Genomic DNA, 13,668 nt, shown 5'->3' with positions numbered 1-13,668 from the left:
TTGAAACAGGACGCTAAATAGAATCTAGCAAGTAACCGGCGGTGGCCGTGAAGCGTAATAGGTGGAAAGAGTTTCCGCTTTCGCGAAAGCGTAATAATTTTCAGTATCCTTCTTAACAGCTACTAAAATATTTACAGGGACTTGAACAACAGCTGCTGAATTAAAAGTCAGTGACTGGAAGTGTTGTCCCACAAGACAGATTTGACAATGTGTCGAATAATCGTCATGCGAAAATTGATGCAGAACAGTGGACTGGGCTGCTATAAACAACACCAGAAAACCAATAGAAATAAGATTCCTAAGTTTTTGCATGCGTTAAAGATACGATGGTTTTTATAATAGCAAAAAAAAAGCCACTTCAATTGAAGTGGCTTTCATGATATACAATGTCGTCTGGAAATTAGTCATTACCATAAAAGAAAACTGTACTTGCTCCTGGTAATGGATTATTGACAGCTGGTGTAGCATTTCCACTCACAGAACTATCAAAGGCAAGGATACGTCCACCACCGTTAGCTCTTTCTGCAATAAAAATGGTATTTGTCTCACTGTCATAGGAAGCACTGATAGGATTTCCTAAAAAGGTAGCGGCTCCTTCAACTCTTACTTGATTTCCAGCTGCTGATAACATAGCACCGTCTGCTACATTATTAAACTTTGATGTAAAATCAGCAATGATATGGAATGCTCCATCTGTATCAGATCCTGCTCCTGATGGTGCTCCTATATCTGTTAAGATCATAATGTCATCTTTCTGATTGTAAACAAAACCGTGTGTTCTAACTATGCCTTCAAAAGCAACTGTTTTAGAAGCTGGTAGCGATTGATCACTTGCATTAGACAGGAAATTTGTGAATACGGCAAGCTGGTTTGTTTTATCTACTACTGCGTAAAGGTCATTCCCGTTAAACTGTATTTCCCACAAGGAAAAATTTACTTGAATAGTGTTTCTAAGCGTTGCAGTTGCTCCAGCTCTTTGGTATACAAAAAGTTGATTTGAATCATTGTCAGACACAACTATAAAGTTACCATTTACAGCAACGGCTCTAGGACTTACTAGGTCTGCAGTAGACATTGTTGAATTTAAAGTGGCTGGAGATCCAGTGATTAAATCTTCAACATCTCCAGAGATATTGACCGTTTTAGTAGTTCTTGAAGCAAAGATCAATTGGTCTGAATCCTCGTCATAAAAGATACCTTCGTTATCTGTTGAACCAGGTGTAGATAACATTGTTGTAGTAACTTCATTTGAATCAGAAAAATCATAAACAGTTATATTTCCGCTAGTATTGCTTGTAGCGTAAAGTTCTGCCCTGTCAAATTTCCCATCGTTAATACTGTCATCGTCATTACACGATACAAACGCTACAGCTCCTGCTAATAGCGCTAAAGTTAATTTTGTAATTTTCATAGTTTTTCTTTTTTCAAACATACCTTCTTAACGCTCTGTAATCCTCAAATATTTGATAATGCCAATTCGGTATTTAACAAAAAAAGGCTTCAACCGCAGTATTGTCAACAACTCAAGGGTCATTAACTTTAACGTTTTTAGGAAAGATTTATAATTTAGAGTTTGAAAAACGAGGTATAATTCCTACAAAAAGAAGTTCCATACCAACCCAAAACGAATACTTAAATCCCGATAAGGATGTCGAGGAGCGCTGAAAAACTCTGGCTTACCCAATGGTGCAGTGACATTTTCAACCTTTAAGAATATTCTAGTCTGCTGTATTTTTGCATTGATAAAGATGTCTGCAAGGGGAAAAGCTCCTAATTTTACAGAGTTTTGAGAATAAAACTCTCCTAGTACGGGATCATAGCCATCCATACGATATTCATCAAAATATTTCAATGTAATGCCTGTCTGGATTAACAAGGCTTTGTTGAACCACCTATCCTTATAGTATATAGTATTTCTAGTGATAAAACTGGGAACGTTGATGATATTCTCTTGTTGTGTAACGTTTTGATACAACAAGGTATGGTCAGATCCAAAATATCTTAAGAACTCAAAGGATTTATGAGCTTTAACCTTTAAGTAGGTTAAGGATTCACCTGTCTGCTGTGGTGATGCGGTATATCCAGTTGTTTCTCCTTGCAAACTTAAAACCGGTATTTCCTGAAAGTAAGTGTAGTCCTGAAAAGTGTTGAATTCCACATCCAGATCAAAATATTTGGGCGAATTCACCTCAAACGTGAGTTGTTGCTTTTTGACATTGCTAAAATTCTTTTGCCAGTTGTACAAAACGTAATCACTTTGATGCAACAGGAAATTAAAGTTAGGTGCTCTCGAACTTACCCCAGCTCCCACACCAACGTTGAAATCTTTAAAGTCTATCGTGGCTATAGCATTCAAAAACTGACCATCAAGATCTCCAGCAACATTGAGACCGCCACGGGCCTGAAGTTGAAACGCACCTATGCGCTTTGCAAACTCCGCTTTAAACTGCACCAGATTCCCCTTTAATCTATTCGTAATGGTATCATTAACCTTATTTACAATACGGTCATAACCATAGTTGTATTCTCGATAAGCAATTCCTGCTTTGAAGTAGCCCAATAGTTCTTGATCTAAAGAAGCACCGATTTCAATAGTACCTTCCTCATGATTAGTTTGATCATAAATGTTATTGGGACGATAGGCTTCTCCTAAAAAACTTTCAGTAGCTGTATCTTCTGTATAACGATAGAATTTATCCTCGTAATTGATCTTGTTGTAAATACGAACGCTATAGTTACTCAGACTATCGCTCCTTCCCAAAATTTCATAATCATGATCGATGTAAAAACGCCTACCATCAAGTAGGCTGAATCCGGTGGATAGATTTGGTTCTAGTCTTCCACGGTCGTCTAGGTTTTCATCCTGATTTATAAATCCTCTCAACGCATCAGCATTTAAACCTCCACTTTCCTGGTTTGATTGATCTTGGAAAACGGTGTGCAATCTCAATCGATATTTATTGTTTTTAGAAACATAACTCGAGGTAAACTTAAAATTCCCAGTACTGGTTAATGTGTTTACATAATCACCAGCACTGCGTACTCCTTTATAACTGATAGAAAAATTAAACTGAGGTGACAAGTTACTCGTGAACAATGCTTCTAATTGCTGTCCTTGATTTATTGCAGTTTTAAAATACAAATCGGTTAATGGTGTGGGAACATAGTAATCATAAATATCATCCACCTCAAAATAATTATCGTGGCGCGCCTCCGCTCCCATTCTAGGAGAAAGCTGTTCCATATCAAATCTCTTAACCAGCTTGTTGTAGGGTTGACCTATATTAGAAAAAGGCATCAATTCAAAATCATCCTTCCTCAGGTAATTGAACTTGTAGTCCTTTTGCATTGATAGCGTGGTATCGAGAAAAATAGTATCACGTTTTTGACTAATGATTAAATAGTCTGTAATCGGTGGTTTTTCCCCTTCGACATTTACCTCCTTATTATTCAAGGGCCTGTCGTTATTACGGGAGTCACCATTAATATCCCTGACCGGCTGCACTTGTGCAGATAGCATTACGGGCAGGAGTAGTAATAAAAACAGTAGATTTTTCATCATTGAAATAAAGTGCCAAAAATAAGTATTTATATGTAGCAGGTTCTAGTAGTTCTCAAAGACGTTGCTATAATAGTAAAGTTTTCTTTTCACCATTTTTAGATTACAAATGAGTAAAAATATTTATGTAATACAGATTAATAGTCTGTATGAAGCGATTTAATTATTGTATCAAGTAAGGTTCACCCGCTTTAAACTTTTTTATGATGCAAGCGTCACAAGGTAAAGAACCTTAAATAACGCCATCATGAAAAGTCTTCTATTTCCAATAGTTTTTATGCTTGCCATCTTTACCGCCCAGGGACAACAAAAAAACGAACGTAACAATAACCGCAAAGAACTAGCTTCCAATCTAAGTCCGGAAGCTATGGCCTCCATACGAGCAAAGAAAATGACTCTTTCTCTTGATCTTACTGATAGACAAGAAGAACAAATATTTAACCTAATACGAGAGCATCGTACGATACGTCAAAATAACAAAATCTCACAAGAGGATTTTCAATCAATGACGACTGATCAGAAAGTGGCACACCGAGAAAAGAGAATGGATGCTAATATCGCAACTAAAAGATCTTTGAAAAAGATATTGACAAATGATCAGTATGAAGGTTTTCAAAAAGCTGCTAAAAACAAGAAAAATCGCCGCCATCGAATGATGAAAGCAAAACGAGGATAAAAATTATAATTTTTGTTGGTTGGTTGGGAAAAGTCTGAAAGCTATTGCTTTCAGGCTTTTTCTATTTAGTTGAAGTACGTAGCGCATTAGTGGTTTTAAAGCAAACACTCAATGTCAAAGAAATCTGAACTTGAATAATCCAAATAACAAATAAGTAGCTAGATGGCCGGAATGAAATTCGCTTTCGCGAAAGCGTACTTACCATTCATTAACCACCTCGTCAACAGCTTCAATAGTGCGATCCAGATCCTCATAACTAAGAGCATCATTCAGAAAATAACTTTCAAAAGCACTGGGTGGCAAATAAATACCACGATTCAATAGACCGTGGAAATACTTTTTGAACCACTCATTATTTCCTCTAGCGGCAGATTCAAAATCGACTACCGGCTGATCTGTAAAATGTACAGAAATCATACTTCCATACCTGTTGATCTGGTGGTCAATTCCATTTCGCGAAAGCGTTTCTGCAATCCCATTATGTAGATGTTCTGACTTTTTAGCGAGACTTGTGAAAATCTCAGGATGCTGATCTAAATGAGTCAACATCGCCAGACCAGCACTCATCGCCAGCGGATTCCCACTCAAGGTTCCCGCCTGATAAACAGGTCCAGTAGGTGCTAAGTGATCCATGATTTCCTTGCGTGCCGCAAAAGCACCCACTGGCAAACCACCACCTATTACTTTTCCATAAGTGACAATATCTGCCTTTACTCCAGTTGTTTCCTGTGCTCCACCAGCCGCCAGCCTGAATCCAGTCATCACCTCATCAAAAACAAATAAAGCACCGTTAGCATCACATAATTCCCGAATACCTTCCAAGAAACCTTCTTGAGGGATGATACACCCCATGTTTCCAGCAATAGGCTCGATAATAACACAGGCAATTTGATCCTTGTTTTGTTCAAAGATTTCAGCGACTTGTGAGAGGTTGTTATAGGCTGCTAGCAATGTATCCTTAGCGGTTCCAGCGGTTACTCCCGGACTATTAGGACTGCCGAAAGTTACAGCACCACTACCGGCTTGAATCAAAAACGAATCACTATGACCGTGATAACAACCTGCAAATTTGATAATTTTATCCCGTCCCGTGAAGCCACGCGCTAGTCGTACAGCGCTCATACATGCTTCAGTACCACTATTGACCATTCGTACTTGATCGATATTGGGCGCCATGGAAACTACTTTTTTAGCAATAATCGTTTCCAGTTCTGTCGGCATTCCATATGAAGTACCTTTTCTGGTTGCTTCGATAACAGCATCAACGACAGGCTCAAAGGCGTGGCCCAGAATCATAGGTCCCCATGAGGCAATATAATCTATCAATTGATTGCCATCTTCTGTATGTAAATAAGCACCTTGGGCACTTTTAACAAAAACAGGATCACCTCCTACCGCATTAAAAGCACGAACTGGTGAGTTGACACCGCCAGGAATATATTGTTGCGCTTCATTAAATAAAGCACTACTTCTCTTATAAGTAAAAGACATGAAATTTTATTTTGAATCTGGTTCAATCACAAGCATATTTCCTATGCTAATGGTGTTTCCAGATAAACTATTAAGTCGTTTGATATGATCGACAGTGGTATTGTGTTTTTGAGCAATGTTATACAACGTGTCACCTTTAACGACCCTATATTCTAACTGGCTGGCATTACTTTTTACGATACGATTGCGAGATCGAGAGGAAGGTCTTCCCAACACTTGTTCGTCATATTTATGAAGATCGTAGCGTTCAATCAGGCTGATTAGTTTTTCTGGATACCTTCTATCTGTCGCATAACCAGCAGCGCGCAGTCCTTTTGCCCAGCCTTCATAATCATCCTCATCTAACTTGAAAAGATTGCTATATCTAGAACGTTCCGTCAAAAAAAGCGAATGATCTCTATAAGAATATGATGCATCCTTATATTTCCTAAAACATTCTTGTGAGGCGTCGTCATCATGATAAATTTTACCGCCATTCCAGCCCTTGTGGCATTTCACACCAAAATGGTTATTTGCTTCCATCGCGAGTCTTCCCTTTCCAGATCCACTTTCTAAGATCCCTTGCGCTAGAGTAATACTCGCTGGAATCTTATAGAGTTTCATTTCCTTCATAGCGTCTGCCGCATAAGCATCAACATAAGAAACCACGTTATCCGTATAGGTGGGAATGATGGTTTGCGTCTCTTTCTCAGGCGTTTCAACCGTTGCAATAGGGTCCTGATTATTACGGGATGGCTTTGCTATCTTGGTAGTTTTACTTTTTTTCCGCGTGGAAACCTTTTTTTTGGAACCGCAAGATGCTAGCAAGGTTGCGGTAAGAATAAGGATCAATAAAGTTCTAAATGTCATCTTCATACTGTAAATATGGAAGCCCTTTTTTAATGAGTCGTTTATTGTATCCAGCAATACCCTGGAGACCGCCCGTATGGACTGCTAAAATACGAGTTTTGCTGTTAAAAGCCCCTACTTCAACCATTTGTTCTAATCCATACATCATTTTCCCTGTATAAATAGGTTCTAGCGGAATCCCGCTTTCGCGAAAGCTATTATTCATGTAATTAATCAGCTCGTTTGAAGATCTTGCGTACCCACCAAAGTAGTCTTCACTAACTAACGTAAAATCTGTGCGAGTCGTGTATTTTTGAATTTCATCTTTCAGAAAATCTCCTTTTAAAGCGGAAAAGACAATTATTTTCTGATCAAGTCCAGCACTATTAATGATCCCTGCCGCTGTTCCTCCAGTTCCCGCAGCTACACAGATTACATCATAATTTTCAAGATCGAAATCGGTTAAAATTTCTTGTGTTCCTTTTATAGCAAGTTCGTTTGTTCCTCCTTCAGGAATGTTGTAAAATTTACCAAACTGTCTATGATATTCCCGCAATGATGCCGCAGTGTCTTTCAGTTTGTATTTTTCCCGGGTGACAAAAACGAGTTTCATCCCATAATTATGAGCAGTTCGCAAGGTTTTGTTTTGGTTCAAGGTTTTTTCCAAGTCGACTCCCAACTCTTCCCCACGGATGACCCCTATACTTTTTAATCCGAGAATATTACAAGCTGCGGCGGTTGCGGCAATATGATTGGAAAATGCTCCGCCATAGGTAAGGATTGTTTTAGTTCCATGATCCTGCGCCTCTTTAAGGTTGTATTTGAGCTTGCGCAGCTTATTTCCAGACATCTGTGGATGCAATAAATCTTCCCGTTTTATGTCGATGATGATTCCAGAATCTGCAAAGCTTTTAAATCGCTGATTGATTGCGATAGTAGGATGAAATAAAAGGGTGGATTCACTTTCCATAGAAGTTGGTAAAGTTCCAAAATTTGCGCTTCTTCAAATAGTCCAAATCTTTTTCTTTTTGATACGCTTCCTTTTCAAATACAATATTCAGATAAGCCGTCTTATGATTGTATTTCAATCGTAAGATCAAATATTCTAGGATATACCAAATGTAAAAAGGAAGTATTAGCAATTCTAATTGCTGACGTAAGTGAATGCTCTCGTGATTGATGAATGTTTTGTGATTCTTAAGTTCCGGTTTGCAAATAATAATAAATGGAAATAATGAAATACCGACAATCTGTAACTTTGAAATAAATGGGAAATTGATAAAAGCTGGCATGAATCCCATTTTTTTTAAACATGTTACAAAGCTACATTTTTAACAATTAAAAATGGTTAGTATACCCTAACGTACTATATGATAACGTGTACATGGACCAGTTAACTTGCCACTTTTCAGCAAAAAACAGAAAGCGATTTTATGAACAGAGATATAACCCTTAATTTCACCCCATGAAAAAAATCATCCCAGTGGAAGATGGCGATTACTACCTCACGCCAGATGGTTATCGATGTTTTACAGAACAATATCATTTGAAGCGAGGGTATTGCTGTGAAAGTGGTTGCCGTCACTGTCCTTATGGCTACGATAAAACTAAGAATTAGTTATCTTAGTAATTATTTATGATTTGCGGCATTAAATTTGATCTTTATAAAGCATCATTAATTCTGCTTTCGCGAAAGCGGGAACCTTAACACTTCAAAATATGAAAAAGACCATTATACTTTTACTCGTTGTAGCAGCAATGGTAGGCTGTAAGTCGGTACGCGTTTCACAAGATTATGCGCTAGGCACTGATTTTAACCAATATAAAACCTACGCTTATTTGAAAAAGGGAATTGACGAGGCAAAAATTTCTGAATTAGATAAAAAGCGAATTATAAGAGCCATCGATGATGAAATGAATGTTAAGGGTTTTACCAAATCTGAAACGCCAGATATGTTGGTAAGCATATTTACAGATTCAAAGGAGCGTGTAGATGTTTACAACAATATAGGTTGGAATATAGGTTATGGTTACGGCTGGGGAGGTTTTGGTTTTGGAGGTCCTTTCGGCAATCGCAATAGCATTAATCGCACTACAGAAGGAGTTCTTTACATTGATTTATTAGATGCGACTAAAAAAGAGTTGATCTGGCAAGGTGTGGGAGAAGCAGCCTTAAAATCTACTCCAGAGGAAAAAGTAGAACGCACGCAGGAAATGGTAAGAGAAATCCTTGCTCAGTTTCCTCCGAAGCAAAAAAAATAGACTACTCTACAAATATGAAAAGCCTTAGCGATAATTTATTGCTAAGGCTTTTTTTTATCAATTAATTGAGATAAGGAGCGCACTATTGTTGATACTTTAGCCACAATTCTAAAAAGAAAACTATGAAATCGATTCTATCAGTTGGCTTACTGGCTTGTTTAATTATTTCCATCACCAGTTGTGATGAAACCAGAAAAGTTCTTGACACGGGAAGCCGCGTAGAGCTCAACGGTACTTATAATGTAGATATGCTAAATGGCAAATCTGTAAGCAGTAACCAAACGATTGTTTTTAATGGCTTAGGTAAAACCTTAAGTGGAAATGCGGGTTGTAACAATTACAACTCTTCATTTACTATTGAAAATTTTAAGTTGGATATAGGCGATATAGCCTTAACCAGAAAAGCTTGTCCTGAAATGAAAATGGAAAGCGAGTTTGTTGCTGCATTAGGAAAAGTGACTTCCTATCAAAAAACGGATGGAACATTGAATCTTATGGATGCTAATAACAATGTACTTATCAGCGCAAAAACAGCTAATTAGTTCTGAAAATATGTTTTTAAAAATCCTTTCAGGCTTCGCCTGGAAGGATTTTTTTTATAACAGTATTGAATACCTTAAACTAAAAAAGCACCAGAATTCCAAATGAGAATAGTTGAATTTCCTTCTGAACCCATGTGAAACGGATATAAGTTAATCATGAAATTAAAACTCTTTAATCCGCTTCATCTATCTCTGAAAACGGAATGTCTTGTAAGGCATAATTTCTCCATCCTTTATAATCAAAATGCCACCATTCATTGTAAAATACTTTAAAACCGTTTTGTTCCATAGTGGAGATAAGTAAATCTCTCAATCTACGTTGCTCGTTCGTTCCCCCAGAATAGTTTTTATGAGAACGGACCGTCATTTCATCATAGCCTCCCGTCATCTCGACTTCTTTCCCGGTAATCAAATCATATAAAGTAAGATCCACGGCACAACCACGATTGTGTCTAGAACCCACTGATGGTTTGGCTACGTATTTTTTATACTTTGCGGGTGTAATGTTCCAAAATAATTTGGTCACACTCCATGGGCGGTAGCCATCAAAAACAAGTATACCGTAACCTAGGGGCTTCAATTGAGCATTGATTTTTACTAAGGCATCTGCCGCTGGTCTTTGCAGGAAAGCCCTTGCTTCTTTATAAACAGGTTGTCCTACAAAATTGTTTTCCGTTGCATATCGTATGTCTAAATGGATGGTAGTATCCAACTTTATCAGCTCAACCAAATCAGAATCTCGAAATCTTCCTTTTTCCTGCGGTGGCTGTGCGCTACCAGCAAACGCAAGCAATAGAAATAACGAAAAATTGAAAAAATATATAAAAGCCTTTTTACTCATGCGTTACGATTTACCTTTCATTTAAAAGGCTGAGTTTACCTTGGCGAAAAATTAGTACTATTTACAGATCCATACAATTTTGAACCGCTTACCGCGCCACAAACCAGCTACATTCCCGCAATACTTCTTGATAATATTGAGTCTCAGAATAATTAGCAGATAACTGGTCAAAGTATTTGACATGATCGTCACACAGTTCTAGATTACTGTTTCCTGTATTGCGGTCGTATTCTTGATTAAAACACCTATTGACTTTGGCAAGTGCAAAGGTTGCTTTGGCTTTTGTTTCTTGACTACCGTTGGATAAAACTGCCTTTTCAAAATAATCGCCAGCGCGATCAATGACTTGCTGGTATGTTGCATCCATGGGCTTGTCATCCCAATTATAGCCTTTCAAAGGATTGCGTTGATCGTTCCCTACATAGTAAAGATCATTCACAAACCAACCTTCTGCACTGATGTTGTACCATATATTACCCAACATATAATTATAATCGGCAGCATTCTTTGAATTTTGAGATCTCCTTTTTTCCAAATTTTTCATCAACTGGACTAGCTTTATTTTATCGTCTCTATAATTCTCTAAATAATCAGCTTTAAATGGCTGACCCACTAAATCAGGATATTCTAAATGTTTTTCATCTGATATACTTCCAAAATCAACATCCATCCACTCTTTTATACTGGAAGAAACAATCTCTGGTCGCACTTTATCCTCCCAGAAATCGCTTGTGTTTTTAACCTGCTTGTATTCCTTCAAAGCAGCATCCAGTCTCCCCATTGTCATATAATAGTTCCCCATTAGATCGTGAGAAAAGTCTGCTGGAGAGACTTTGAGTCGGTCTAGAATCACAGTCTCAAAAAATGTTAATTTTCCAGATCCCAGGAAATTACTTTGGAAGTTTTTGATGATACCTTCTTCCAGTAAGGGATAGGTATCATCAAAGGAGTAATTATAGCGGCGTTCTGACTTCATTTTAGCATAGGAATATGGAACCTCGTCAGAGTAATACCCATAATTCACGGCCACCAGCGCACCGCCTATGGCATCGCCAGATTTTTTGTAAATGCTGGCAATCTGATTGAAGAATGCCGCTGCGACAGCAGGATTTGAATTCAATATTCTGAGTTTTTCCAGCTCTTTAAAAACTTCGTTGATTTTTCCGGGTTCCACGGCATCAATCATTCTGGTACGCACAATAAAATCCATACGCTGTGCGTCCACATAGTAACCGCTGTTTGATGGAATGGCAGCCAGCTGCTGCCGGGCTCCCTGTAGATTATTCTTGGTGATTCCAATTAGGGATTGCAACAGGTAATAAATTTCTTTATTTTTAAGTTGGGGTTGCTGTAACTGCTGCTTTATGAGAATGCTTAATGTAGCGTGCTCCTCTGGTGAAGATTCTTTATAATAATACCCATAATCACCATCCATAAATAATTGGGCTTGCATCTGATCAATTTTTCGCGCCAGAAGAACTCCTAAAAACCGCGAATTCACATCAATAGCGGCCAGTTTCCTCATTGCTGCAACGTCGCTTAAATCATTAAAGTAAGAACTATAAAAATAAAATGACTCTGCATATTTGGTATCGCCCAGATCCACTCCTAGATTTTTCAATTGGTCATAAGCAAGTTTCAAATTAAGCCCATTCACATAACGACGTTCGGGTATTTGCTCAAATGCCGTTATAAATCCTGCGATGGCCGCTTCAGTCAATTTTAAATTGTAGGCTGCTCCCGCCGCTTGTTCCATGGCTCTATAATACATGTAATCTGCATCTGCCTTTCTAAATAGTTCCCGAAAAAGCTGTACAGACTGTTCATTTTTCTGTAAATAGTGCGCCGCCCGCACTGCTTGAAAACCTACACGATGCTTCATAAAAATATCTGGTGCGGTTTTAAACAAACCCATGGCAGTCGCAAGCACTGCTGCATTATCCACGGTAGGTGCATTCTCACCCTGATACCATCCATTTCCGTTGGACTGATCAGACCTGGAGCTTTCTGCACGTTTAGCCAGTAGCATATAATCTATGAAGTAACTGTATTTGTCGCGAGTCAGCTTTCGCGAAAGCGGGCTCGCCTCAACACCCTGCTTCAAATTTTTATAGAAGTCCAGATCGGCATCATAAATGTATTTTTTTACATCCTCATTGGAGAAATTTGTTCCCAGATAATTTTTCCATGCGGCGATATTCTCCGTTTCGGTTCCCGTATTTTCTGAACACAGGGCACTATCGGGACAGTTGAGATAGACATCATAGCGGTGATCCACCAGCATGCGCTGATCAATTATGGCATAGTAAGTTTCTTCATAATTCCAGTCGCCCCCACCACAATATTCCAGGGGCGGTGACGCAATCGCCATAACTGGCAAAAGAAATAAAAGAATCTTATTTAGCAGTTTTTGAAAGCTGATCATGGGTGAAAGTTTTGGCAAGAGCCGTGTTAATATGATAGTAAATCGTGGCGTAATCCTGAGTGGAATTTTCCTTAATCAAGGAAGCAAGTTCTTCCAGGTCGTCTGGTGTAACGGTTTCCTTTCTCAAAATGTCTCCCGTATAAAAATAGGAATCTCCATCCATGTAATCGCTGGTCACCTGCAGGTTTAAGCTATTTTTAATAGCCTGAGAACGGGTCTCCAATAAACCTGTTTCCATATTGCTATGCAAACCTACCAGCTTTCCATCCCGATATTGTACATACCACTCAAACAATGGCAATGCCACATCATACTGCAACGGATAATCCTTGAGCCTGCTCACATAGTTGCGAGTAGTCTCATTATTAATAATTGAATTATTTTCATTCTGGTCGCTCAAATCACCCACATTGTAGGCCATAATCAGACCGCGATCCACTGGTGGCACGCCAGTTCGTTCCCTATATTTTACCTGATGCCAGCGTATGGTACAACTCAATTGTAGTTTTTTATCAGAGATCGAGTTCCATTCATTATTCTTTTTAATCGTTTCCAAAAACAGAAAATAGCGTTCTCTTGTGCTATCACTCCAATCACAATCAACTTGAACTTCTTTAATTAGCTTCTCGCTAAAATTAGCAGTAATCAACCGCTTGAGCTTGCTGGCAATATTTGAAACAAGCTCGTCCATCTCCTCAGGCGCCGATTCGTCGTTTGTAAAAACTTCGTTCTTAATATAGATCACTGGAACAATTTCCTTAACTGTTAGATTCTCATTTGCTGGAACCTGAATGGTGGCAATTGGAAAAATCTGGTTGGTATCATCTACTTCCAGATCAAACATTCTAACGTATAATTTATCAGTTCCACCAGCAACAATAAGATCATTCAATTGCTGGGAATCACTTAGGTTAGTTTTCCAATGGTAGAAGGAATAAGGGTTTTCATTATATTCTTGTTTATTACAAGCCACCAATAAAAATATCAATGCTAACGAACTAACAATAAAACTACCTGAGGGAAATTTCATGAGTTATAATTAAG

Annotated in this window: 14 protein-coding genes; 4 read left to right on the top strand and 10 right to left on the bottom strand. The window is 38.3% G+C overall.

Annotated features, from left to right (window positions below; all coding sequences use genetic code 11):
• Positions 1-24 precede the first annotated feature (24 nt).
• From IQ282_RS07695 to IQ282_RS07685, 3 genes are all read right to left on the bottom strand, one after another.
• A complete protein-coding gene (locus IQ282_RS07695; protein WP_194851264.1) occupies positions 25-192 on the bottom strand; it encodes a hypothetical protein in 168 nt (55 codons plus the stop codon).
• Positions 193-400: 208 nt separating this feature from the next.
• Positions 401-1,411, bottom strand: a complete 1,011-nt coding sequence (locus IQ282_RS07690) for a hypothetical protein (RefSeq protein WP_228547266.1) — start codon at positions 1,409-1,411, stop codon at positions 401-403.
• A 183-nt stretch (positions 1,412-1,594) separates the two neighbouring features.
• Complete coding sequence (locus tag IQ282_RS07685) at positions 1,595-3,559, bottom strand: putative porin (protein WP_228547265.1); 1,965 nt, start codon at positions 3,557-3,559, stop codon at positions 1,595-1,597.
• Positions 3,560-3,806: 247 nt separating this feature from the next.
• Between IQ282_RS07685 and IQ282_RS07680 the strand changes: the two genes are divergently transcribed.
• Complete coding sequence (locus tag IQ282_RS07680) at positions 3,807-4,235, top strand: hypothetical protein (protein ID WP_194851262.1); 429 nt, start codon at positions 3,807-3,809, stop codon at positions 4,233-4,235.
• 198 nt (positions 4,236-4,433) lie between these two features.
• Here the strand turns inward: IQ282_RS07680 and hemL are convergent, their stop codons facing one another.
• From hemL to IQ282_RS07660, 4 genes are read right to left on the bottom strand one after another with little or no spacing between them, the layout of a single operon-like run.
• The gene (gene hemL, locus IQ282_RS07675) at positions 4,434-5,726 is read right to left on the bottom strand and encodes a glutamate-1-semialdehyde 2,1-aminomutase (RefSeq protein ID WP_194851261.1); all 1,293 of its coding nucleotides are present in this window, start codon (positions 5,724-5,726) and stop codon (positions 4,434-4,436) included.
• 6 nt (positions 5,727-5,732) lie between these two features.
• Positions 5,733-6,575 (bottom strand): glucosaminidase domain-containing protein, encoded by an 843-nt coding sequence (locus tag IQ282_RS07670; protein ID WP_194851341.1) that lies wholly within the window; start codon positions 6,573-6,575, stop codon positions 5,733-5,735.
• Positions 6,565-7,524 carry a 1-aminocyclopropane-1-carboxylate deaminase/D-cysteine desulfhydrase gene (locus tag IQ282_RS07665; protein ID WP_194851260.1) on the bottom strand — a complete coding sequence of 320 codons (960 nt, stop codon included), beginning with the start codon at positions 7,522-7,524 and terminating at the stop codon, positions 6,565-6,567. The genes IQ282_RS07670 and IQ282_RS07665 overlap by 11 nt, the downstream gene beginning before the upstream one ends.
• Entirely contained in the window at positions 7,514-7,846 is a 333-nt protein-coding gene (locus IQ282_RS07660) for a hypothetical protein (protein ID WP_194851259.1), read from the bottom strand. Before IQ282_RS07660 ends, IQ282_RS07665 begins: the two co-directional genes overlap by 11 nt.
• A 173-nt stretch (positions 7,847-8,019) precedes the next feature.
• On the opposite strand from IQ282_RS07660, the gene IQ282_RS07655 reads away from it, so the two are divergent.
• From IQ282_RS07655 to IQ282_RS07645, 3 genes are all read left to right on the top strand, one after another.
• Positions 8,020-8,172: a DUF5522 domain-containing protein gene (locus IQ282_RS07655; protein ID WP_194851258.1), complete on the top strand. Its 153-nt coding sequence runs from the start codon at positions 8,020-8,022 to the stop codon at positions 8,170-8,172.
• A 101-nt stretch (positions 8,173-8,273) separates the two neighbouring features.
• The gene (locus tag IQ282_RS07650) at positions 8,274-8,816 is read left to right on the top strand and encodes a DUF4136 domain-containing protein (RefSeq protein WP_194851257.1); all 543 of its coding nucleotides are present in this window, start codon (positions 8,274-8,276) and stop codon (positions 8,814-8,816) included.
• A 122-nt stretch (positions 8,817-8,938) separates the two neighbouring features.
• Positions 8,939-9,358, top strand: coding sequence for an META domain-containing protein (locus tag IQ282_RS07645; protein WP_194851256.1), 420 nt, complete (start codon positions 8,939-8,941; stop codon positions 9,356-9,358).
• Positions 9,359-9,530: 172 nt separating this feature from the next.
• Here the strand turns inward: IQ282_RS07645 and IQ282_RS07640 are convergent, their stop codons facing one another.
• From IQ282_RS07640 to IQ282_RS07630, 3 genes are all read right to left on the bottom strand, one after another.
• Positions 9,531-10,199 (bottom strand): M15 family metallopeptidase, encoded by a 669-nt coding sequence (locus IQ282_RS07640; protein WP_194851255.1) that lies wholly within the window; start codon positions 10,197-10,199, stop codon positions 9,531-9,533.
• An 88-nt stretch (positions 10,200-10,287) separates the two neighbouring features.
• A complete protein-coding gene (locus IQ282_RS07635) occupies positions 10,288-12,624 on the bottom strand; it encodes a hypothetical protein (RefSeq protein ID WP_194851254.1) in 2,337 nt (778 codons plus the stop codon).
• The gene (locus tag IQ282_RS07630) at positions 12,596-13,654 is read right to left on the bottom strand and encodes a hypothetical protein (protein WP_194851253.1); all 1,059 of its coding nucleotides are present in this window, start codon (positions 13,652-13,654) and stop codon (positions 12,596-12,598) included. Before IQ282_RS07630 ends, IQ282_RS07635 begins: the two co-directional genes overlap by 29 nt.
• Positions 13,655-13,668: the final 14 nt, after the last annotated feature.

Source organism: Nonlabens antarcticus, assembly GCF_015356755.1.
Lineage (GTDB): Bacteria > Bacteroidota > Bacteroidia > Flavobacteriales > Flavobacteriaceae > Nonlabens > Nonlabens antarcticus.
The sequence above is the reverse complement of the archived record's forward strand: the minus strand, read 5'-3'. Positions and strand labels throughout refer to the sequence as shown.

Coding starts and splice junctions, on each gene's coding strand:
- IQ282_RS07640 (WP_194851255.1), bottom strand. CDS start 10,199: ATGAGTAAAAAGGCTTTTATATATTTTTTCAATTTTTCGTTATTTCTA.
- IQ282_RS07650 (WP_194851257.1), top strand. CDS start 8,274: ATGAAAAAGACCATTATACTTTTACTCGTTGTAGCAGCAATGGTAGGC.
- IQ282_RS07685 (WP_228547265.1), bottom strand. CDS start 3,559: ATGAAAAATCTACTGTTTTTATTACTACTCCTGCCCGTAATGCTATCT.
- IQ282_RS07645 (WP_194851256.1), top strand. CDS start 8,939: ATGAAATCGATTCTATCAGTTGGCTTACTGGCTTGTTTAATTATTTCC.
- IQ282_RS07655 (WP_194851258.1), top strand. CDS start 8,020: ATGAAAAAAATCATCCCAGTGGAAGATGGCGATTACTACCTCACGCCA.
- IQ282_RS07680 (WP_194851262.1), top strand. CDS start 3,807: ATGAAAAGTCTTCTATTTCCAATAGTTTTTATGCTTGCCATCTTTACC.
- IQ282_RS07635 (WP_194851254.1), bottom strand. CDS start 12,624: ATGATCAGCTTTCAAAAACTGCTAAATAAGATTCTTTTATTTCTTTTG.
- IQ282_RS07690 (WP_228547266.1), bottom strand. CDS start 1,411: ATGAAAATTACAAAATTAACTTTAGCGCTATTAGCAGGAGCTGTAGCG.
- IQ282_RS07660 (WP_194851259.1), bottom strand. CDS start 7,846: ATGCCAGCTTTTATCAATTTCCCATTTATTTCAAAGTTACAGATTGTC.
- IQ282_RS07665 (WP_194851260.1), bottom strand. CDS start 7,524: ATGGAAAGTGAATCCACCCTTTTATTTCATCCTACTATCGCAATCAAT.
- IQ282_RS07630 (WP_194851253.1), bottom strand. CDS start 13,654: ATGAAATTTCCCTCAGGTAGTTTTATTGTTAGTTCGTTAGCATTGATA.
- IQ282_RS07670 (WP_194851341.1), bottom strand. CDS start 6,575: ATGACATTTAGAACTTTATTGATCCTTATTCTTACCGCAACCTTGCTA.
- hemL (WP_194851261.1), bottom strand. CDS start 5,726: ATGTCTTTTACTTATAAGAGAAGTAGTGCTTTATTTAATGAAGCGCAA.